Genomic DNA, 22,350 nt, shown 5'->3' on the forward strand with positions numbered 1-22,350 from the left:
GCTTAGACCATTTTCCAGTTGATCTGCTCGCCCGCGTTGAGCGGAATGACATGGCTGTCGCCCAGCGGCAGCGAAGCCGGCAAGGTCCAGCTTTCGCGTTTCAGGGTGATGGTGTCCGTGTTGCGCGGCACGCCGTAGAAGGCCGGGCCGTGGAAGCTGGCGAACGCTTCCAGCTTATCGAGCGCGCCGGCCCGTTCGAACGCTTCCGCATACATTTCCATCGCGTGCAGGGCCGTGTAGCAACCGGCGCAGCCGCAAGCCATTTCCTTGGCGCCTTGCGCGTGCGGCGCCGAGTCGGTGCCGAGGAAGAAGCGCTCGTCGCCGCTGGCGGCCGCCGTCATCAGAGCCAGGCGGTGCTCTTCGCGTTTCAGGATGGGCAGGCAGTAGTAATGGGGGCGGATGCCGCCCTTGAAAATCTCGTTGCGGTTGTACAGCAGATGATGCGCCGTGATGGTGGCGGCGATCGGGCCTTCCGCTTCGGCCACGTACTGCGCAGCATCCTTGGTGGTGATGTGCTCGAACACGACGGACAGGGCCGGGAAGGCGCTGCGCAGCGGGCGCATCACGCGCTCGATGAAGACGGCTTCGCGGTCGAAAATATCGATTTCCGGGTCCGTCACTTCGCCATGCACGAGGAAGGGCATGCCCACTTCCTGCATCACTTCGAGCACCTTGTAGCAATTCTTCAAATCCGTCACGCCCAGGTCGGAATTCGTCGTGGCGCCGGCCGGATACAGTTTCACGGCCTGCACGATGCCGCTGTCCTGCGCGCGGCGGATTTCGTCGGGCGAGGTGTTGTTCGTCAGGTACAGCACCATCAGCGGATCGAAGTTCACGCCTTGCGGCACGGCGGCCAGGATGCGCTCGCGGTAGGCGCTGGCATCGGCCGTGGTGGTGACGGGCGGTTTCAGGTTCGGCATGACGATGGCGCGGCCAAACTGGCGCGCGCTGTGCGGCAGCACGCTGGCCATGACGGCGCCATCGCGCAGGTGCAAATGCCAGTCATCCGGACGGGTGATAGTGATGGAATCTGGGGTGTGATCGAGTGTGGACATGGCGGCTGCTCTCAGGCGGTCATTGCGAATAACGCCATTTTACCAGCCGCGGGGCAGCCTCGCAGGCTGCGGCAGCCGCTGCCCGATGGCTGCCTGACGATCAAACGGCCGGTTCGCACCGGCCGTTTTTCAATCTCAGGAGTGGACGGGAATCAGGACTTGGCCGGCGCCGTCTCCTGCTTTGCCACCCAGGCGCGAAGTTCGGCCAGCATCTGGTCCAGCGCGGCGCGGTCATACACGGTGCCACGGCTGACCACCAGGCGGATCTGGCGCGTGGCGCCGATATCCTGCAGCGGGTTCGCGTCGAGCACCAGCAAATCGGCCGCCTTGCCCGCCGCCACGCTGCCGTAACGGTCCAGCTTGCCCAGGAAGCGGGGACCGTTGATGACGGCCGACTGCAAGGCTTGCTGCGGCGTCAGGCCGTACTGCACGTACAGGCCGATTTCATCGTGCAGGGCCTGGCCCGGATAATCGAAGGAATTCAAGAAGCCCGCATCGGTACCGGCGATGATGCTCACGCCCTGCTGCTGCAAAATCGGCAGCAGCTTGGCCGATTGCTCGAACTGCGCGTGGCGCTGGAAGATGGCTTCCGGGCCATCCTTGGCGGCGCGCTGCACGCGCCAGTCGTAGGTGGCGCGCAAGCCCTTGCCGATGTATTGCAGGGCCGTGTCGTGGGTGTGGTCTTCGCGGTCCAGATAAGCCGTCACGCGCGAACCCCACAAGGTCGGCACGATGGCCGTGCCGCGCGCGGCCAGATAGCTGAAAGCCTTGCGCGCCGTCGGCTCGTCGTAGCTTTGCACGCTGGCCTGCATGGCTTCCTTGCCCGTCATCGTGCCGGCAGCCACCTTGGCCGTCAGCTCCTGCTCGCGCGGCGTGGTGGCGCGCAGCAAATACGATTGATGCTCGATCGTGCCCAGGCCCGCATCGGCCATCTGCTCCAGGGTCAGCTGCACGGGGATATGGCCCGACGTGCGCATGCCACGTTCGCGCGCCTGGCGCAGCGCTTCCAGGTACAGCTCCGGCTTCAGGGTGTTTTCCGTGATCTTCACGAAGTCCACTTGCTGCGCCTGCAGACCATCAAGCGCGCGCGTGACTTCCTGCGGCGTGCCCACTTCGATGGTGCCCTTCCACAGCGGCTTGATGCCTTCGAGTTTGGCGCCGGAGGTGAAAATCGTCGGGCCTTGCAGCTGGCCCGCATTGATCTGCTGGCGCCATGCCAGCACCGTGTCGGGCAAGTCACCCGAGCAGTCGCGCACCGTGGTGATGCCATGCGCCAGGTACAAAGACAGCAGCTGCTTGTTCTCGTCGATCAGCTCGGGGCCGCCGCCGAAATGCACATGCGTATCCCACAGGCCCGGCATCAGATATTTGCCGGGCAGGCGGATGGTCTGCTTCGGCGCGTAGCTGCGCAGCTGCGCGTCATCGACGACGGCGACGATGCTGTCGCCCTTGAGCAGCACGGTCTTGCCCTTGACCGCCTTGCCTGCGGCAACGTCGATCAGGGTGGCGCCGCGCAGGGCGATATCGACGGCGATCTTGTCGGCCGCGTGGGCATGGGCGAGCAGGCCCAGCGCCAGCATGGCGCCGGCTAGTTGTTTCATGTCAGGCATTTGTACTCGACTTCAAAATAATGAAAAATTAATGGATGATCTTGGCGAGGAAATCGCGTGCGCGGTCCGAGCGCGTCGTGTTGAAGAAGTCATCCTTGCTGCAATCTTCGATGATTTTTCCCTGGTCCATGAAGACGATACGGTTGGCCACGCGGCGGGCAAAACCCATTTCGTGCGTGACGACCATCATCGTCATGCCTTCCTGCGCCAGGCCCACCATCACGTCGAGCACCTCGTTGATCATTTCCGGATCGAGCGCCGATGTCGGCTCGTCGAACAGCATGGCGATCGGGTCCATCGACAGGGCGCGGGCGATCGCCACGCGCTGCTGCTGGCCACCGGACAGCTGGCCGGGGAACTTGTCCTGCTGCGACAGCAAGCCCACGCGGTCCAGGTATTTCAAGCCCTTGGCGTTGGCTTCGTCGGCGCTGCGGCCCAGCACCTTGATCTGGCCGATGGTAAGGTTTTCACGGATCGACAGATGCGGGAACAGCTCGAAATTCTGGAACACCATGCCGATGCGCGCGCGCAGTTTCGACAAATTCGTTTTCGGATCGTTGACGGTGATGCCGTCGACAACGATCTGCCCCTGCTGGATCGGTTCGAGGCCGTTGACGGTCTTGATCAGGGTCGACTTGCCGGAGCCGGACGGGCCGCAAATGACCATCACGTCGCCCTTGGCGACGTTGGTGGTGCAATCGGTCAGTACCTGGAACTGGCCATACCATTTGCTGACGTTATTGAGTTCAATCATCTTGTTCTTTCTTTTACGGTTAGCGAATGATGGCGACGCGTTTCTGCAGGCGTTTTACCAGGAACGACAAGGCATAGCACAGCACGAAATACACGACGGCGACAAACACGTACATCTCCACCAGGCGGCCGTCGCGCTGGGCGATTTTGGATGCGGCGCCGACGAAATCGGGGATCGACAGCACGTACACGAGCGACACGTCCTGGAACAGCACGATGGTTTGCGTCAGCAGCACGGGAATCATGTTGCGGAACGCTTGCGGCAGCACGATGTTGCCCATGGTTTGACGGTAGTTCATGCCCAGCGCCTGGCCGGCCCATACCTGGCCGCGCGGGATCGACTGTATGCCGCTGCGCATGATCTCGCAATAGTAGGCCGCCTCGAACATGATGAAGGTGATCAGCGCGGAAGAAAACGCACCCACTTTCACGGGCTCGTTGGCGCCGATGATCCAGGCGGCGATATACGGCACCAGGAAGTAGAACCAGAAGATCACCAGCACCAGCGGGATCGAGCGTATCAGGTTGACGTAGCTCGACGCCACGCCCGAGATGATGCGGTTGCTGGACAAACGCATCAGCGCCAGCAGGGTGCCCAGCACGATGCCGCCGACCATGGCCAGCGCCGTCAGTTTCAGGGTGAAGACCATGCCGGTCTGGAACAGGTAGACCCACGAGCGGGAGATGACGTCGAAATCGAAATTACCGAACATATCAATGTCCTCCCGTCTTGGCGCCGGCGACGATGAAGCCCGGGATGGCGACCTTTTTCTCGATCAGGTGCATCAGCACCACTACCAGCAGGTTGACGACGACGTAGATGATGGTGGCGGCCGAAAATGCCTCGAACACCTGGAAGGAAAACTCCTGGATGGCGCGCGCGCTGGCCGTCAGTTCGATCAGGCCGATGGTCAACGCCACGGAACTGTTCTTGATGATGTTCAAAAATTCGCTGGTCAGCGGCGGCATGATGACGCGCGCGGCCATCGGCAGCAAAATGAAGCGGTAGGTTTGCGGCAGGGTCAGGCCCAGCGCCGTACCGGCCAGTTTCTGCCCGCGCGGCAGCGCCTCGATGCCCGTCGTGACCTGCACGGCTACGCGCGAGGAGGTAAAGAATCCCAGGCACAGCACGGCCGTGACGAACGGCGCATTCGGCAGCGACTTGACCCAGGTGCCCAGATCCGGCGGCAGCAGTTCCGGCATGACGAAATACCAGAGGAACATCTGCACCAGCAGCGGCACGTTGCGGAACAATTCGACGTAGGCATTGGCCACGCCCACCAGCCATTTGTTCGGCAAGGTGCGGATGGTGCCGATCACCAGGCCCAATATCAGCGCCATGATCCAGGCCGCACCGGCCGTGGCCAGGGTCCAGATCAGCCCGGACCACAGGGTGTCCATATACGTGCCCACGCCATCGGGAGAAATCTCCCAGAAAATGCGCCAATTCCAGTTGTAATTCATGATCATCCTTCGCATGCAGCCCGAGGACAGCGGCCAGCCGGCCGCCCGCCCCGCAAATAAATCGGGAGGCTTGCGCCTCCCGGTTTGTTACGCAATCTTTACTTTTTCCGTTTGTCCGACGTCTTCTGCGCTTCCGGCACGGCCGCATACGCGGCCGGGTCACCGGAGTCGGTCGGATTGGCAAACACGGCCTTCAATTGCGGCGGCATGGGGAATTTCAGGTTGATGTTTTTCGGCGGGATCGGCGAGGTAAACCATTTCGCGTAAATGCGGTTGATGTCGTCGCTCTTGTACAGGCGGATCAGCGCATCGTCGACCACTTTCTTGAAGGCCGGGTCGCCCTTGCGCAGCATGATGCCGTACGGCTCGACCGACAACGCTTCCTTGGTGATTTCGTAGTCGTTCGGGTTTTTCGAGTTGGCCACTTGCGACGCCAGCAAAATGTCGTCGTTGGCTTCAGCCACCGCGCGGCCCGTTTCCAGCATCAGGAACGACTCGGGATGATCCTTGCCGACGGCGATGTTCATGCCCAGGTTCTTTTCCTTGTTCAGGATCGTCATCTGCTTGATGGTCGACGTACCGGCCGTGGCGACCAGGGTCTTGCCGCGCAAGTCTTCCAGGGTCTTGATGTTCGAGGATTTTTTCGCCAGCACGCGGTTGCCGATGACGAACATGGTCGGGGCGAACGCCACCTGCTGCTGGCGCTCCAGGTTGTTCGTCGTCGAGCCGCATTCGAGGTCGATGGTGCCGTTGGCCATCAGCGGGATGCGGTTGGCCGAGGTGACGGGGCTCATCACCACTTTCAGTTCGCTCAGGCCCAGGTGCTTTTGCAGGGCCGTGACGACTTTCATGCACAGGTCGATCGAATAACCCTGGTATTGCTGCTTGTCGTCGAGATAGGAGAAGGGCACGGAGCCATCGCGCACACCGAGGGTGACGGAACCGGCTTTCTTGATCTTGGCCAAGGTGCCGGTCAATTCCTGAGCCTGGACTGGCGACATGCTGCTGATGACACCGACGCTGAGCAGCGTGGCGATGATTTTGGTCAATTTCATAAATTCTCCTGGGCGGACAAACGGGATGGACTCCGAACGAAACAACTGTGGTGCAGACGCCACCATTGGAATTAATTTTATTTCATTTTCAGCACCCGACCAGCCATTTTCTGCGATTGCCCGCAAATAGGCGCTATACGTGCGCCGGAATCAGCGCGGCTGTAGCATTTTTCCTACTGATTTCACCTTTCCGATTTATTTCGCCGGCGCCAGCCCCGCCAACTCGTCCTCTTGCGCCTCATCGTCCATGTTCGCCTGCTGGCGTTGCCACATCTGGGCATACAGGCCATCGAGCGCCAGCAATTGCGGATGCGTGCCCCGCTCGACGATGCGGCCGTGGTCGAGCACGAGGATTTGCTGGGCGTCGGCCACCGTCGACAAACGGTGCGCAATGACCAGGGTGGTGCGGTTCCTGGCGATGTCCTTCAGCTGCGACTGGATCGCCTGTTCGGCCTTGGAGTCGAGCGCCGAAGTGGCTTCGTCGAAGATCAATATCGCCGGGTCTTTCAGCAAGGTGCGGGCGATGGCCACGCGCTGCTTTTCGCCGCCCGACAGTTTCAAGCCTCGCTCACCCACCATGGAGTTGTAGCCATCTGGCAAGCTTTCAATAAAGTCATGGATCGATGCCGCTTTCGCCGCCGCCACGATGGCCTCCTTACTGGCGCCCGGCTTGCCGTAGGCGATGTTGTATTCGATGGTGTCGTTGAACAGCACCGTATCCTGCGGCACGATGCCGATGGCCGCGCGCAGGGAATCCTGCGTGATATTGCGCAAATCCTGGCCATCGATGGTGATGCCGCCGCCATCGACTTCATAGAAGCGGAACAGCAAGCGCGACAGGGTGGACTTGCCCGAGCCGCTGTGACCCACCACGGCTGTCGTCGTGCCGGCGGGAATCTGGAAATCCACGTCGAACAGGATTTGCCGCTTGGCTTCATAGCTGAAATCCACGTGGGCAAAGCGCACGGCCGCGCCCCGCGTGACGAGCGGCTGCGCTTCCGGCGTGTCGGCGATTTCGCGGTTTTCGTTCAGCAAGGAAAACAGGCGTTCCATGTCGGCCAGGCTTTGCTTGATTTCGCGGTAAATGACGCCCAGGAAATTGAGGGGGATATACAGCTGGATCATGAAGGCGTTCACCAGCACCAGGTCGCCCAGGGTCATCGTGCCGGCGATCACGCCCACCGTGGCGCGCCACAAAATCAGGGTGACGGCCGTGGCGATGATCAGGGACTGGCCCGTGTTGAGCAGGGACAGGGAAGTTTGCGATTTCACGGCCGCCGATTCATAGCGCTGCAAGCCTTCGTCGTAGCGCTTCGCTTCGTAATCCTCGTTACCGAAATATTTGACGGTTTCATAGTTGATCAGCGAATCGATGGCCTTGGTATTGGCTTTGGAATCGAGGTCGTTCATGGTGCGGCGGAAATGCGTGCGCCAGTTCGTCACCAGCACGGTAAATGCGATGTACGACACGAGCGCCACCGCCGTGATCACGGTGAACCAGATGTCGTAATGCAAGACCAGATAGCCGAGCACGAGGGTGATTTCCACCAGGGTCGGCAGGATGTTGAACAGGGTATAGGAAATGAGCGAGCCGACGCTGCGCGTGCCCCGTTCGATGTCGCGCGTCATGCCGCCCGTCTGGCGGTTCAAATGAAAACGCAGGGACAGCGCATGCAGGTGGCGGAACACTTGCAGGGCGATGGTGCGCACGGCCCGCTGCGTGACCCGGGCGAACAGGAATTCGCGCAGCTCCGTAAACAAGGTGGTCGACAGGCGCAGCAAGCCGTAGGCCACCAGCAAGCCGACGGGCAGCACCAGCAGCGCTTGCGGATGGGCCGCCGTGATCGTCATGGCGTCGACCAGTTTTTTCAGGATCAGGGGCACGCCCACGTTGGCCAGCTTGGCGCCCACCAAGCATAGCAGCGCCAGCAGCACCCGCCATTTGTAGACCCATAGGTACGGCAGCAAGGTCTTGATGGTGGCGAAATCGCTGTGGCTGGCGGAAGCTGGCGAGCGGGGCGGAGGGGGAGTCTGGGAACGGCGCATGGCGAAGGTCGGCTTTTTATGGTTCAATCGGGGCAATTGTAGCCTTTCATGAGAATAAAAGATGAGCACCTCCCCAGACCGTCCCGACAACTGCCTCGCCTCCGGCCTGCCTGCCGGAAAAATGCCGGAATTGCGCATGATGCCCGCGCCGTCCGACGCCAATGTGTACGGCGACGTGTTCGGCGGCTGGATCATGGCGCAGGTCGATATCGCCGGTTCCCTGCCGGCCACGCGGCGCGCCAATGGCCGCGTCGCCACCATTGCCGTCAATTCCTTCGTCTTCAAAAACCCCGTGTTCGTCGGCGATCTGCTCTCCTTCTACGCTGATATCGTCAAGGTTGGCAATACCTCGATCACCGTCAATGTGGAAGTGTATGCCGAGCGCAACCGCCTGCAGGCGTGCATCGTGAAAGTCACGGAAGCAACCCTGATCTACGTGGCGACGGACTCCGACCGCAAGCCGCGCAAGGTGCCGCCGATCGAGACCTTGCTGTCATCTTGATTGTCGCAATAATTCCACAGCATGGATAGCCAGCGCCGGATCTTCCTGCAGAGCGCTGCGCGCATCACGGCACTGGCCGCGGCCGGCAGCGTGCTGTCCGGTTCCAGCGCGAGCGCCGCCACGCGTTTGAATGGCGCCGGCTATCCGTTTGCGCTTGGTGTCGCCTCCGGTTCGCCCTTACCTGATGCGGTGGTGCTGTGGACGCGCATCTGCTACGACCCGCTGCACGCAGCCGCCACGCCCGCCATCGCCCTGAACGTGCGCTGGGAAGTGGCCGAAGACGAGGCGTTTCGCCGCATCGCCGCCAAGGGCCAGGCCACGGCCACGCCCGCCCTCGCGCACAGCGTGCATGTCGACGCGGGCGGTCTCGCGCCTGGTCGCTGGTACTGGTACCGTTTCATGCTGGGCGACGCCGTCAGTCCCGTGGGCCGCACGCGCACGGCGCCCGAGCCCGGGTCCATGCCTGCCTCGCTGAAGCTGGCCGTCGCTTCATGCCAGCACTGGGAATTCGGCGCCTATGCGGCGCACCGGCATATCGCCGCGGCCGCGCCCGACCTGGTGGCCTTCCTCGGCGACTACATTTATGAGTGGGGACCGTACCAGCTGCAGCATCCGGGCCGGGCCGTGCGCACGCATGAAAGTTTCAGCCTGGACGACTATCGCGCCCGCTACGCGCAATACAAGAGCGACCGCGACTTGCAGGGCGCGCACCTGGCCGCGCCGTGGATCGTCACCTGGGACGACCATGAAGTGGCCAACGATTACGGCAAGGACCGCGACGAGTTGCTCACGCCCACTTTTTTGCAGCGCCGCGCGGCCGCCTACCAGGCGTTTTATGAACACATGCCGCTGCGTTTGCTGCCGCTGGGGCGGCGGGGCTTTGTCGACATGCGCATCTACCAGCGCTACGACTGGGGCCGCCTGGCGCGCTTTCACGTGCTGGACGACCGGCAATACCGCGCCTATCACGCGTGCGCCAGGCCGGGCCGCGGCGGCTCGAATTCCGTCACCACGCGCAACTGTCCCGACCTGCTGACGCCGCAGCGCACCATGCTGGGCGAAGAGCAGCAGCGCTGGCTGCAAGCCGGTCTCGATGATTCCCCGGCGCGCTGGAATATTCTGGCCCAGCAAACCCTGATGGCGCAATCGAGCCAGGTGCCGATTTTGCGGCCCGGCGACGGGCGCATCTGGACCGATGGCTGGGATGGCTACCCGATGGCGCGCCAGCACCTGCTCGACGCCTTGCAAAGCAGCAAGGCCAGCAATCCGCTCGTGCTGTCGGGCGACGTGCACACTTTCTATGCGACCGAACTGAGCCGCAACGCCATGCGGCCCACCGGCAAGAACAATCCCGTGCTGGCCACCGAGTTTTGCGGCACCTCCATCACGTCCAGCTCGCGTCCACAGGCGCGCACGGAACAGTACGTGGCGATGAACCCGCACATCCGCTACGGGCGCAGCGACAAGCGCGGCTATATGTTGATGGAGATCACGCCGGAGAAAACCACGACCTTGTTCCAGGGCCTGGAGAACGTGCGCGACAGCGCATCGACCATCGCGACACTGGCCCGCTTTGTCGTGCGCGACGGCAAGGCGGGCGTGCAACGCATCTAGCAACTACTTTTCAATCCATCGCGGTAGCGCCGGCTGACGGGCACCTCGCCGCCCGTGGACAGCATGGCGCGCGCATCGCCCGATTCCATTGGTGTGATTGCCTGCACGAAATCGAGGTTGACGATATAGCTGCGGTGCACGCGCACAAAGCGCTTGCCGTCCAGGCGGCGCTCGATGGCGGCCATGGTCGAGCGCAGCGGGTAATCGTGACCACGCACGTGCAAATTCACATAATTACCCCACGCCTGTATCCATTCAATGTCGCCGGCGGGCAGCAAAAAATCCTTGCCCAGCTTGCGCACCAGGAACCGTTCCGGCTGCTCTACCGGTTCCACGGCCGGCCCTTCATCGGGTTCACCGAGCAGGGTCGCCTCGCCTTGCCAGCGCATCAGCAGCAACTGATAAAAGCCCACGGCCAGCAAGACGAGAAAGTAAGCACGCACATCTTTCAGGTATTCATACGGCAGCTCGCGCCACCAATTACCGAAATCGTAATCACTGCCCTGACTCCAGTACGCCAGCTTGCGCAAGGCCACCATGGCCGCCACATGCACGAGGCTGTAGACGACCGACGCGGCCAGGTGCCAGCGCAGGTTCTGGCGCTGGAACACCAGGTGCAGGGGCCGGTACTGTCCCGCCAGCACGACCACGGGCACCAGCGCCAGCAGCACAAGATTGCTGCTCCATTCCCACACGGCCACTTCCCAGAACGGCGTATTGACCCCGGTACGCCGCAGGTCCAGCCACACGAGCCAGCTGTTGACGCTGGCCTGCAACACGGTCAGCACGATCCAGAATCCCGGCTCGGCCACGCGGCGCCAGCGTTGATAACGTTGCAACAGGTCAGTGGAAGCAATGTGCATGATCTGGGACGATGAATGAGTTACATGATTGTAAGGTCCCACACCCGTCCCAGGCGATCCATTCGTCCCAGCCAGCCGTCCACTGGTCCCATTTCGCTGGCTGGCGGCCCCGCCGCTGCCTATGCTGGGCTTCCTTCACCACTTGCCAAGATCATGACCATGGACTCCCGCCGCCACGATATCGACGCCTTGCGCTTTCTCGTCTTCAGCCTGCTGATCGTCTATCACACTGCCCTGCTGTACATGGATGGCTGGAACTTTCACATGCACAGCAGCTACGCCACCGATGCCTTGAACATGCCGCTGGTCTTCCTCAACCGCTGGCGCATGGAAATCGTCTTCCTCATTTCCGGCATCTCGTGCGCCATGATGACGCAGGCCTCGCGCGGCACCTTCCTGTGGCGCAGGATCAAGCGCCTGCTGCTGCCGCTGCTGTTCGGCATGGCCGTCGTCATCCCCATCCAGCCATATTGCGAGGGCGTCAGCAAGGGCCTGGTCGAGCCTGGATATGGGCAATTCCTGCTGCATTACTTTGGCGGCTACGCCTGGCCGGCAGGCGCCTTCGATGGCTGGCAATATGGTTTTACCTGGAACCATCTTTGGTATCTCGTATACTTGCTGCTGTACATCATCTTGCTGGTGGCGCTGCAGCCGCTGCTGGCGGCATTGCGTCCCCTGTTCCAGCGCTTGCGCGGATGGCGATTGCTCGTCCTGCCAGCCCTGCCCTCCTTGGCGGCAATGGTCTTCCTCAAAATGCGCTATCCGGAAACCCATGCCGTGGTGCATGACTGGTATGCGCACGCCATGTTTTTCACGATGTTCGTGTATGGCTGGTGGCTGGGCAATGACAAGGGATTGTGGGCGGAACTGACGCGTTTGCGCTGGCATACGCTGTGGCTGGGCCTGGGCGCGTTTGCCGTGTACATGGCGTTCGACCAGATTTATTCGGAGAACCTGCTGACCTGGGCCTCGTTTGGCTCCTGGCCCATGCGCAACCTGTACATGTGGCTGGCCATCTGCGCCATTCTGGGCTGGTCGCACACCTTGCTCAATAAACCATTTGCCTGGCTGCCATGGGCGCGCCAGGCCGTCTTTCCCTGGTACATATTGCACCAGAGCGCAATCATCGTGCTGGCCTACTGGCTCGTGCCCCTGAAGCTGGGCCCCGTGGTGGAGCCGCTGCTGATACTGGCCGGCACGGTGGCAACTTGCTGGCTGGGGACGTCGCTGCTGATCAGCAAGGTGAACTGGCTGCGCCCCTGCTTCGGCTTGCCCGCCCGGCCAGGCCGGAAGCTGGCGGCGGAGACAAGCCTGGCGGCGAACTAGGCAACCTTCTTTTCGTCGCGCAATTGACGGCGCAAGATCTTGCCGACATTGGTCTTCGGCAATTCATCGCGGAACTCGATGTATTTCGGTTTCTTGTAGGCCGTCAATTCATGCTTGCAATGCTCGCGGATCTGTTCCACCGTCAGGTTCGGATCCTTGCGCACGACAAACACTTTCACGGCTTCGCCCGCGTTGGCATCCGGCACGCCGATGCAGGCGCATTCGAGCACGCCGGGGCAGGAAGCGACCACGTCTTCCACTTCGTTCGGATACACATTGAAGCCGGACACGATGATCATGTCTTTCTTGCGGTCCACGATTTTTACGTAGCCGCGTTCATCCATGACACCCACGTCGCCCGTCTTGAAAAAACCGTCGGGCGTCATCGATTTGGCCGTCTCGTCCGGACGCTGCCAGTAGCCCGCCATCACTTGCGGGCCGCGCACGGCGATCTCGCCCGGCTCGCCCAGCGGCACTTCCACGCCATCGTCGTTCAGAATCGCCACTTCCGTCGACGGGAAAGGCAAGCCGATGGTGCCCGTAAATTCCGTGATGTCGACGCGGTTGCCCGTCACCACGGGCGACGTTTCCGACATGCCATAGCCTTCGATCAGCGGGCAGCCCGTCAATTTCAACCAGCGCTCGGCCACGTTGCGCTGCAAGGCCATGCCGCCGCCATTGCACACTTTGTAGCTGGAGAAATCGAGCTTGGCAAAATCGGCATTGTTCAGCAGCGCGTTGTACAAGGTATTGACGGCGGGGAAGACGACGATCTTGTGCTTGGACAATTCCTTGACGAAACCGGGGATGTCGCGCGGATTGGGGATCAGCACGTTCAAGCCGCCCACGCGCATGCCCATCAGGGCACTGACCGTCAGCGAATAGATGTGGTACAGGGGCAAGGCGCACATGAATCCCATCGAGGTGGCGCGCATTTCCTTGGTCATCACGGGCGAAATCCACGCCTCGTTCTGCAACACGTTGGCGATCACGTTACGGTGCAACAACATCGCGCCTTTCGACACGCCCGTCGTGCCGCCCGTGTATTGCAGGAAGACGATATCATCATGCCCCTGCTGCACCGGCGTCAGGCTCAAGCGCGCGCCTTCGGCCAGCATCTTGTTGAAACTGATGGCGCGCGGCAAGGAAAACGCGGGCACCATTTTCTTGATCTTGCGCACGACGAAGTTGACGATGGTGCCTTTCAGTCCACCCAGCAAGTCGCCCATGGTGGCCACGATCACGTGCTTGACCTGGGTATGCGGCAACACCTGCTCGACCGTGGTGGCGAAGTTTTCCAGCACGATGATCGCTTCGCTGCCCGAATCGATCAGCTGGTGCTGCAATTCACGGGGCGTGTAGAGCGGGTTGACGTTGACCACCGTGTAGCCGGCGCGCAAGATCGCCGCCATGGCCACCGGATACTGCAGCACGTTCGGCAGCATGATCGCCACGCGCGCACCCGTCTTCAGGCCCTTGCTTTGCAGCCAGGCGCCCATCTGCAGCGACAGCTTGTCGAGCTCGCGGTAGGTGAGGAATTTATCCATGCACACGAACGCGTTGCGATCCGCATATTTCTGGAACGACTCTTCCAGCAAATGCGTGACGGAACGATATTGCGTGCAATCAATCTCTGCGGGAACGCTGTCCGGGTACGACTTCAACCAAATCTTGTCCATCTATGCCTCATCTTTATCTGTAGAAAGGGTGTGCAGCCTGATGCGCACACCCTGCACTGTTTATGCTGCTTTCTTCGTTTCGTCACGCAGGGCGCGACGCAAAATCTTGCCGACGTTGGTCTTTGGCAGTTCATCGCGGAACTCGATGTATTTCGGACGCTTGTAGCCCGTGAATTGTTCCTTGCAATACGCGGCCAGCACTGCCTGGGTCAGGTTCGGATCCTTGCGCACGACAAACACTTTCACGGCTTCGCCAGAATGCTCGTCCGGCACGCCCACGCAGGCGCACTCGAGCACGCCCGGATGGGCCGCGATGACGGCCTCGACTTCGTTCGGATATACATTGAAGCCGGAGACGAGGATCATGTCTTTCTTGCGGTCGACGATCTTCACGTAGCCGCGCTCGTCCATGATACCCACGTCGCCCGACTTGAAATAGCCGTCAGGCGTCATGACCTTGGCCGTTTCATCGGGACGGTTCCAGTAGCCGCTCATCACTTGCGGGCCACGGATGGCGATTTCGCCCGTCTGGCCCAGCGGCACTTCCTTGCCGTCATCGTCAAGGATGGCGATATCGGTCGAGGGCACGGGCAAGCCGATGGTGCCGGAAAACACCGTGGTATCGGCCCGGTTGCAGGTGGCGACGGGTGACGTTTCCGACAGGCCATAACCTTCGATGATGGACACGCCCGTCACTTGCAGCCATTTGTCGTTGACGGCTTGCTGCACCGCCATGCCGCCGCCATTGGCGATCTTCAAGCCCGAGAAATCGAGCTTGGCGAAATCGGGATGATTCACCAGCGCGTTATACAAGGTATTGACCGCTGGCAGCAGGTTGAATTTGTACTTGCCCAGCTCCTTGATCAGGCCCGGGATATCGCGCGGATTCGGGATCAGGATATTCAGGGCGCCCACGCGCGTGCCCCACATCGCGCACGCCGTCAGGGCAAAGATATGGTACAGCGGCAAGGCGCACACGACGATCATCTGTTCCTTGCTGTTCTGGTCGAGCGCCGCGCCCGACCACGCTTCGCTTTGCAGCACGTTGGCGATCACATTGCGGTGGCTCAGGGTCGCGCCTTTCGATACGCCCGTCGTGCCGCCCGTGTATTGCAGGAAGGCGGCGTCATTGATGCTCAGCTCGACAGGCGTGAGTTTCATGCGGCTGCCCAGCGCCAGCGCCTGCTTGAAACGCATGGCGTTCGGCAAGGAATACGCGGGCACCATCTTCTTGACGTTGCGCACGACAAAATTGACGATCGCGCCCTTCAAGCCGCCCAGCATCTCGCCCATGCTGGCAACGATGATGTGCTTGACGGCTGTCTTGGCCAGCACTTGCTCCAAGGTGTGGGCGAAGTTTTCCAGCACGATGATCGCTTCGCTGCCCGAATCGTTGAGCTGATGCTCGAGTTCGCGCGGCGTATAGAGAGGATTGACGTTGACCACCGTGTAGCCGGCGCGCAAGACGGCGGCGATGGCCACCGGATACTGCAGCACGTTCGGCATCATCAAGGCGACGCGCGCGCCCTTCTTCAGGCCACGGCTTTGCAGCCAGGCGCCCAGCTGGCGTGAATAGGTATCGAGTTCGGCATAGGTGAGAAATTTGTCCATGCAGACATAGGCATTGCGATCCGCATATTTTTGAAACGCTTCTTCCAGCAAGTGCACCAGCGAACGATATTGATCAGGATCGATGTCGGCGGGGACGCCGGGAGGATACGACTTCAGCCAAATTTTTTCCATCCTGTGCCTCTTGTCTCGAATAATCGTGGGGGAGCCGGCGCACCCTGCCGGCGCGGATCATTGCTGCGGATTCTGTCGTCCTGCAGTCAGTTTGAGCATTCTGACGAGCAATTGCTCTATGCTACTAATGCGATGCTATCGGGCGCCGCGCTTCCATGCAAGCGCTTTCAACAGTATTCGAGCGGCAACTCTAGGGGTATTTTATGCTGCAATGCAGCATGATAAATACACTGTTGCAGGATCGTCTGGCTCGGCGTACAGGGCAATCTTTACGGGTCAGGGGCTGGACAATTGTTCCAGCGCACGCCTGCGCTCAGGCTTATTGATCTGGGCCATTGTGTGCACTGCAGCATAAAAAGCACGAAAGTTCTTTTTTTCTTCCAGCAATTTTTTGAAGGCAGGCAAAAATTCATTGTAGGTCGACACGGAAGCCAGGTGCGCATTGCTCAATGGCTGCTCGAACCAGCGGTCGTAACCGGCAAAACCACCCCAGTTTTTCTTCAGCACCTGATAGGCGTCTTGCAATGCCGCAAACACCTGCGCCTTGCGCGCGCGCTTGTCTGCATCGCTGGCGCCGCTCGCATACACGGCTTCCAGTTCGCCCCGGTATGTCAACAGCAGGGCCAGGAAATCCTGGCGCCGCGCCGCATACTGGGCGTACGCGGCGCGCATGGCATCATTGCCCTCGCGCGCCAGCCAGCGCTGCACGCCCGCCTCTTCCACGGCACTGGCAAACGACTCGTTGAAGGCCGAATCGCCGGGCACGTATACCACCTGGTGCGCCAGTTCATGGAAGATCAGGCGCGCCAGTTCCGCATCGTTGTAATTGATAAAGGTCGACAACAGGGGATCGTCGAACCAGCCCAGCGTGGAATACGCAGGCACGCCGCCCACCTGCACGTCGTAATGCTGGGCCCGCAGTTCGGCGGCATACGCGAGTGCCTCGTCCTTGCTGTAATAGCCGCGGTAATTGACGCAACCGGCGATGGGAAAACACCATTGCAGCGGCTGCAGCGACAATTCCGGCGTGGCCACCACGTTCCACAGCACGAAGGGACGCTGCAGGGCGGCATAGTTTTTGTAGCTGCCGTTGTCCGGTAAATCCAGCTCGCTGACGGCAAAGCGGCGAATCTGCTGCGCCTTCGCCAGGCGCACTTTCAGGCGCGGTTCCGTGGCCGGATCATCGAGCCAGTCACCGATGGGGCGCGCGCCGGACCACAGCGCATACTGCCCCTGCGCCGCCTGCGTGTAGTAGCGCAGCTGCATGCAGCCGCCCAGCGACAGGCACAGCATGCCGACAAGCAGGCGGGCCGGCCAGCGGGCCATGGTCAGGCAGCCTTTTCCACTTCGACCAGCGTATCGTAGAAGGTCGGCGCGCGGCCCATGTCCGTCAAGCGCTGGCTCGTCACTTCATTGGCGTTCTTGCCGTCGCTGGCCAGCTTCTTCCACCATACGGACAAGCCCACCACCAGGCCGCGTCTGGCCTTGTCCGTCACCCTCGCCTTGGCAACGAAGCTGCCGCGGTCATTAAAAATGCGCACCATGTCGCCGGCCGCGATGCCGCGCGTGGCGCAGTCATCGGGATGGATGTCCAGATGCGGCTCGCCTTCGGCCGCGCGCAGGCTTTTCACGTTCACAAAGGTCGAATTGAGGAAATTGCGTGCCGGCGGGGAAATCATGGCCAGCGGATAACGGGCCGCCAGCGCAGGATTGCTGGCTTGCGATTCGTGCGGCGCGATATACGTGGGCAAGGGATCGAGTCCCGCCTGCGCCATCGCGCTGGAATACAACTCGCACTTGCCCGATGGCGTGGGGAAACCGCCTGTGGCAAATGGCGCCTCGGCCATGGCCAGCTTTTGCCAGCCAGTGCGTTTCAGCGATTCCCAGTCAAAATGCACGGCGCGCGCATCCGTCGTATCGAAGGCCTTGGCCGCCAGCGCGTCGTCGCTTTCCTGGAAGCACGGGTCATCAAAACCCATGTGCTGCGCCAGCAAACGGAAGATTTCCGTATTCGCCTTCGCTTCGCCCAGCGGCGCCACGGCCGCGTTGTTCGCCATCATGTACAGGTGGCCGTAGGTGGAATGCGCATCGACGTGTTCCAGCTGCGTGGTGGCGGGCAACACGATGTCGGCGTAATCGACGGTATCGGTCTGGAAATGCTCGAGCACGACCGTAAACAAATCCTCGCGGGCAAAACCCTGCGCCACTTTCGAGGAATCGGGCGCCACCGCCAGCGGGTTCGAGTTATAGACGATCACGGCTTCGACTTGCGGGCCGAACTCGGCGGAACTTTCTTTCAATAGATCGTCGCCGATGGTGCTCATGTTGATGGTGCGCGGCGTGCCTTTCAGCAAATCCGGGCGCTGCAGGGCCTTGCGGTTGACGGGGAAGGAACCCGAGCTCGACAGCTGCATGCCGCCGGCCGGATGGCGCCAGGCGCCCGTCAGCGCGGGCAGGCAGGCAATATTGCGCACGGCCATGCCGCCTCCATGCACGCGTTGTACGCCGTAGTTGGCACGGATGGCGGCGCCCTCGCCAGAGCGGCACGCCTGGCCGTACAGGCGCGCCAGTTCCACCACTTCCGTGGCCGTGATGCCGCACACCTCGGCCACGCGCTCGGGCGGCCATTCCAGGGCCCGCTGTTTCAGTTCAGCATAGCCGATGGTGTACTGCGCGATATAGTCATGGTCGAGCAGGTCTTCCGTGATCAGCACATGCATCAAGCCCAGCGCCAGGGCCGCATCGGTACCCGGCAGCAAGGCGATATGCTGGTGGCATTTTTCGGCCGTCAGCGAACGGTAGGGGTCGATGGCGATCAAGGTGGCGCCGTTGCGTTTGGCCTCTTGCGCACGCATCCAGAAGTGCAGGTTCGAGGCGATCGGATTGCCGCCCCAGATGATGATCAATTTCGCGTTCTGGAACTGCTCCATGTCCGTTCCGATGCTGGCGCCTACCGTGTAGCGGTAGCCCGTGGCACCGGCCGAGGCGCAGATGGTGCGATCCAGCAAGGAAGCGCCCAGCTGGTTGAAGAAACGCGAGGACATCGATTCGCCCTGCACCAGGCCCATGGTGCCGCAGTAACTGTACGGCAAGATCGCCTGCGGGTCGCGTGCGGCGATCGGTTTCAAGCGGGCCGCGATGGTTTGCAGGGCCTCTTCCCAGCTGATGCGTTCAAACTTGCCTTCGCCCTTCTTGCCCACGCGGCGCAGCGGATGCAGCAGCCGGTCCGCATGGTAGGTGCGTTCCGTGAAGCGCGATACCTTCGTGCACAGCACGCCAGCCGTGGTCGGGTGGTCGGGATCGCCCTTGACGGCGGTGGCCACGCCATCGGTCACGGTGACCAGCAAGGCGCAGGTATCTGGGCAATCGAGGGGGCAGGCGGCGCGCACTTGGGTGGTGGTCATGGGGCAATCCAAAAACGTTGGGGGGAAGGCGATACTGTAAACCATTCCGCGCGCTTGCTGTTGGCGCCGTGGCAAGCACGTCCGTGCGCTGGATTTACCCGGCAAACAAGGGCTACAATGCACTATTAGCCGCGTCTGTTTTTGATCAAACAAGCGCGGTCCGGCGCGCCATACATTGCTGCGTGCCAGCATCCACAGGAGAGTCCCATGAAACTAGTTGATCCGATCTTGGCGTTTCAATCCGAGCTGCAAGGTATCCGCCGTGACCTGCACGCGCATCCCGAGCTGTGCTACGAAGAACAGCGCACCTCGGACGTGGTCGCCGCCAAGCTGACAGAGTGGGGCATTCCCGTGGTACGCGGCCTGGGCCGCACTGGCGTGGTCGGCATCATCCAGAATGGCACCTCCAAGCGCGCCATCGGCCTGCGCGCCGACATGGATGCCTTGCCGATGCAGGAAATGAATACCTTCGAGCATGCTTCACGCCACCCGGGCAAGATGCACGCCTGCGGCCACGACGGTCACACGACCATGCTGCTCGGTGCCGCCCATTACCTGGCGCAGCACCGGAACTTCGATGGCACGGTCTACCTCGTTTTCCAGCCAGCGGAAGAAGGCGGCGCCGGCGCGCGCGAAATGATCGAAGACGGCTTGTTTACGCGCTTTCCCATGGATGCCATCTATGGCATGCACAACTGGCCAGGAGCCGAGACGGGCACCCTGAGCGTGGTGGAAGGGCCCATGATGGCGTCCAGCAATGAATTCCACGTCACCGTCAAAGGCAAGGGCGCCCATGCGGCCCAGCCCCACAAAGGCATCGACCCCGTCATGGTGGCCGTGCAAATCGCGCAAAGCTGGCAAACCGTCATCACGCGCAACAAGAGTCCGCTCGACACGGCCGTGCTGTCGATCACGCAAATCCATGCGGGCAGCGCCACCAATGTAATTCCCGATGACGCCAGCCTGGTCGGCACCGTACGCACTTTCACCACGCCCGTGCTGGACTTGATCGAGGAGCGCATGCGCGAGATCGCCGTGCACACGGCCGCCGCCTTTGGCGCCGAGGTCGACTTCCACTTCAAGCGCAACTATCCGCCGCTGGTCAACCATGCGAAGGAAACGGCATTTGCCGTCGAAGTGATGAAAAGCGTGGTGGGCAAGGACAAGGTCAACGCGAATGTCGAGCCCACCATGGGCGCGGAAGATTTTTCTTTCTTCCTGCAGGAAAAGGCCGGCTGCTACATCTTCATCGGCAATGGCGACGGCGAGCACCGCGATGGCGGCCACGGCCTGGGGCCATGCGTCTTGCACAATGGCAGCTACGACTTCAACGACAATCTGCTGCCGATCGGCGCCAGTTTCTGGGTCAAGCTGGCCGAAGCGAGCCTGCCCATCGCTTGAATCAGCTCAGTTGATCCGGACCGGTGCCCAGGCGCTGGCCCGGATTCAACGCTTCCAGGGCCAGCAAGGCGGCCGCGTGATCGGCCGTCGGGTGCGTGGTGGCGAGGGTATCATAGCGCTGCGTCACCAGTTGCGTCATCGGCAAGGTGACGTGCGCTGCTTCCGCCGCCGCGAGGATGTTGTGCATATCCTTGATCTGGCTTTTCACCTGGCCACCAGCAACAAAATTGCGCTCCAGCATGCGCTGGCCATGCACCTCCAGAATCTTGCTCTCGGCAAAACCGCCGCGGATCGCTGTCCGTACGGCAGCCGCATCGGCGCCGGCCGCCTGGGCCAGCAACAGCGCTTCGGCCACGATATTGAGCGTGGCACCGACGATCAGCTGATTGCACAGCTTGGCCACCTGTCCACTGCCGGCCGGGCCCACCAGAGTCGGGCGACCCATGACCGACAGAATCGTTTCAACCTTCGTGTAATCGCTGGCACTGGCGCCTGCCATGATGGCCAGGGTGCCCGCCTGTGCCCCACCGACGCCACCCGACACAGGCGCATCGATGAAGCCATGTCCCGCAGCATGCAAGGTGGCATGAAATTGCTGGGCTTCCGATTGTTTGGTGGAACTCATGTCGATCCAGAGCGCGCCAGCTGCCAGGGCCGGCAGGGCCTCCTGCAGCACCGTTGCCACGATGGGGCCGGCTTCCAGCATCGAGATGACCACGTCCGCGCCATTGACCGCCTCAGCCACGGAAACGGCCGGCTGCGCCCCTACCGCACGCAGAACTTGGGCCTTGCTGTGCGTGCGATTCCAAATTGTGACAGAATATCCAGCGCGCAGCAGGCACCGGACCATCGGCCCTCCCATTAGGCCAATACCGAGAAATGCGATTTTTGTAGACAATGTCAATTCAACCTCTGAGATCAAACAGGTGGCGGGAGTAGTGTGCAAAACTAGGTGCCTGCGCAAACAAGACAAGCCTGACGGCCAATTTTACGATGAAAGTCTCTATGTCCTTCAAGAAGAATCTCCTCAAATCCATCGCCGCCGTTGCCGCGCTGATGGCGGCTAACGCCGGCTTTGCCGCCGACGACAAACTGATCGACTCCGTCTATGGCGAATATGCCAAGGGCGTGAAGGTACAAATGGTACGCGCCGGCGTGACCTCGAACTGGGATAAAGCCTGGTTTGTATCGAATGGCACGCAGCTGAGCGGTTACTGGGATGCCAGCATCGGCGGCTGGGATGGCAAAAGCTATCGCAACGTCCCTGGCCAGCATCAAAAACTCTGGGACCTGGGCTTTACCCCGGTCTTCCGCTTTGAAAACACGAACAAGCTGGGCTTCTACGCAGAAGGCGGCATTGGCGTGCACATGCTGTCGAAACTGTACGATAACGACGATAACCGCCTGTCGACCCACTTCCAATTCGGCGACCATATCGGCGTCGGCTATGTCTTCAATAACAAATGGGAAGTCGCTGCGAAGATCCAGCATTTTTCGAACGGCGGCTACAAGAAACCGAATAGCGGCGTCAATTACATGAACGTCAAAGTCGCTTATCACTTTTAATAAGAGTGAAAAATGACAAAGGCAGCGCGCAGCGCTGCTTTTTTTTCGTCTGTGGTATTGACTGCTGACTTGTCGGATTACGCTCCGCTAATCCGACCTACCCGCCATCCAATAAACGTAGGTCGGCTTAGCGCGCAGCGCGTAAGCCGACAAGCACCCGCAGCCTATAACGCACACAAACCACCAGACGAAAAAAAACCCGCCAATTGCTTGACGGGTTTTTCTCTACTGCGAATAACAAGCCTGACGATAACCTACTTTCACACTGG

The 22,350-nt window shown here is 61.2% G+C and carries 18 protein-coding genes; 5 read left to right on the top strand and 13 right to left on the bottom strand.

Going from position 1 to position 22,350, the window contains the following annotated elements:
• Positions 1-2: 2 nt before the first annotated feature.
• The 7 genes from pyrC to VM94_RS17725 all read right to left on the bottom strand — a co-directional run bounded on the left by pyrC (position 3) and on the right by VM94_RS17725 (position 7,983).
• A complete protein-coding gene (gene pyrC, locus VM94_RS17695) occupies positions 3-1,055 on the bottom strand; it encodes a dihydroorotase (protein WP_046684544.1) in 1,053 nt (350 codons plus the stop codon).
• A gap of 152 nt (positions 1,056-1,207) precedes the next feature.
• A complete protein-coding gene (locus tag VM94_RS17700) occupies positions 1,208-2,656 on the bottom strand; it encodes an amidohydrolase family protein (protein WP_235432936.1) in 1,449 nt (482 codons plus the stop codon).
• A 37-nt stretch (positions 2,657-2,693) separates the two neighbouring features.
• Complete coding sequence (locus VM94_RS17705) at positions 2,694-3,419, bottom strand: amino acid ABC transporter ATP-binding protein (protein ID WP_046684546.1); 726 nt, start codon at positions 3,417-3,419, stop codon at positions 2,694-2,696.
• A 19-nt stretch (positions 3,420-3,438) separates the two neighbouring features.
• Positions 3,439-4,131: an amino acid ABC transporter permease gene (locus VM94_RS17710; protein ID WP_046684547.1), complete on the bottom strand. Its 693-nt coding sequence runs from the start codon at positions 4,129-4,131 to the stop codon at positions 3,439-3,441.
• A 1-nt stretch (position 4,132) separates the two neighbouring features.
• On the bottom strand, positions 4,133-4,882 hold the full coding sequence (locus VM94_RS17715) for an amino acid ABC transporter permease (protein ID WP_046684679.1): 750 nt from the start codon (positions 4,880-4,882) through the stop codon (positions 4,133-4,135).
• Between the two features lie 98 nt (positions 4,883-4,980).
• Positions 4,981-5,937, bottom strand: a complete 957-nt coding sequence (locus tag VM94_RS17720) for an amino acid ABC transporter substrate-binding protein (RefSeq protein ID WP_034745472.1) — start codon at positions 5,935-5,937, stop codon at positions 4,981-4,983.
• A 195-nt stretch (positions 5,938-6,132) separates the two neighbouring features.
• Positions 6,133-7,983: an ABCB family ABC transporter ATP-binding protein/permease gene (locus VM94_RS17725; RefSeq protein ID WP_046684680.1), complete on the bottom strand. Its 1,851-nt coding sequence runs from the start codon at positions 7,981-7,983 to the stop codon at positions 6,133-6,135.
• A gap of 136 nt (positions 7,984-8,119) precedes the next feature.
• Between VM94_RS17725 and VM94_RS17730 the strand changes: the two genes are divergently transcribed.
• On the top strand, positions 8,120-8,485 hold the full coding sequence (locus tag VM94_RS17730; RefSeq protein ID WP_223278886.1) for an acyl-CoA thioesterase: 366 nt from the start codon (positions 8,120-8,122) through the stop codon (positions 8,483-8,485).
• Positions 8,486-8,506: 21 nt separating this feature from the next.
• Positions 8,507-10,099, top strand: coding sequence for an alkaline phosphatase D family protein (locus tag VM94_RS17735; protein WP_052755800.1), 1,593 nt, complete (start codon positions 8,507-8,509; stop codon positions 10,097-10,099).
• On the opposite strand, the gene VM94_RS17740 is transcribed toward VM94_RS17735, so the two are convergent.
• Positions 10,096-10,962 (bottom strand): LytR/AlgR family response regulator transcription factor, encoded by an 867-nt coding sequence (locus VM94_RS17740; RefSeq protein ID WP_046684549.1) that lies wholly within the window; start codon positions 10,960-10,962, stop codon positions 10,096-10,098. The genes VM94_RS17735 and VM94_RS17740 overlap by 4 nt on opposite strands.
• Before the next feature lie 153 nt (positions 10,963-11,115).
• Here VM94_RS17740 and VM94_RS17745 point away from each other — a divergent pair, with 153 nt between their 5' ends.
• Positions 11,116-12,288, top strand: a complete 1,173-nt coding sequence (locus VM94_RS17745) for an acyltransferase family protein (RefSeq protein ID WP_046684550.1) — start codon at positions 11,116-11,118, stop codon at positions 12,286-12,288.
• Here VM94_RS17745 and VM94_RS17750 read toward each other — a convergent pair.
• The 4 genes from VM94_RS17750 to VM94_RS17765 form a co-directional block, all read right to left on the bottom strand.
• The gene (locus VM94_RS17750) at positions 12,285-13,967 is read right to left on the bottom strand and encodes a long-chain-fatty-acid--CoA ligase (RefSeq protein ID WP_046684551.1); all 1,683 of its coding nucleotides are present in this window, start codon (positions 13,965-13,967) and stop codon (positions 12,285-12,287) included. The genes VM94_RS17745 and VM94_RS17750 overlap by 4 nt on opposite strands.
• A 60-nt stretch (positions 13,968-14,027) precedes the next feature.
• Positions 14,028-15,710: a long-chain fatty acid--CoA ligase gene (locus VM94_RS17755; protein WP_046684552.1), complete on the bottom strand. Its 1,683-nt coding sequence runs from the start codon at positions 15,708-15,710 to the stop codon at positions 14,028-14,030.
• A 276-nt stretch (positions 15,711-15,986) separates the two neighbouring features.
• A complete protein-coding gene (locus VM94_RS17760) occupies positions 15,987-17,036 on the bottom strand; it encodes an aminopeptidase (protein ID WP_082127761.1) in 1,050 nt (349 codons plus the stop codon).
• A gap of 2 nt (positions 17,037-17,038) precedes the next feature.
• A complete protein-coding gene (locus tag VM94_RS17765; protein ID WP_046684553.1) occupies positions 17,039-19,114 on the bottom strand; it encodes a molybdopterin-containing oxidoreductase family protein in 2,076 nt (691 codons plus the stop codon).
• Positions 19,115-19,321: 207 nt separating this feature from the next.
• On the opposite strand from VM94_RS17765, the gene VM94_RS17770 reads away from it, so the two are divergent.
• On the top strand, positions 19,322-20,515 hold the full coding sequence (locus tag VM94_RS17770; protein ID WP_046684554.1) for a M20 aminoacylase family protein: 1,194 nt from the start codon (positions 19,322-19,324) through the stop codon (positions 20,513-20,515).
• Between the two features lies 1 nt (position 20,516).
• Here VM94_RS17770 and VM94_RS17775 read toward each other — a convergent pair whose 3' ends face one another.
• Positions 20,517-21,413 (bottom strand): NAD(P)-dependent oxidoreductase, encoded by an 897-nt coding sequence (locus VM94_RS17775; protein WP_409929622.1) that lies wholly within the window; start codon positions 21,411-21,413, stop codon positions 20,517-20,519.
• 107 nt (positions 21,414-21,520) lie between these two features.
• Here VM94_RS17775 and VM94_RS17780 point away from each other — a divergent pair, with 107 nt between their 5' ends.
• On the top strand, positions 21,521-22,081 hold the full coding sequence (locus VM94_RS17780) for an acyloxyacyl hydrolase (RefSeq protein ID WP_046684556.1): 561 nt from the start codon (positions 21,521-21,523) through the stop codon (positions 22,079-22,081).
• Positions 22,082-22,350: the final 269 nt, after the last annotated feature.

Origin of the sequence: Janthinobacterium sp. KBS0711 (assembly GCF_000988085.1) — a bacterium.
Taxonomy (GTDB): domain Bacteria; phylum Pseudomonadota; class Gammaproteobacteria; order Burkholderiales; family Burkholderiaceae_D; genus Janthinobacterium; species Janthinobacterium lividum_E.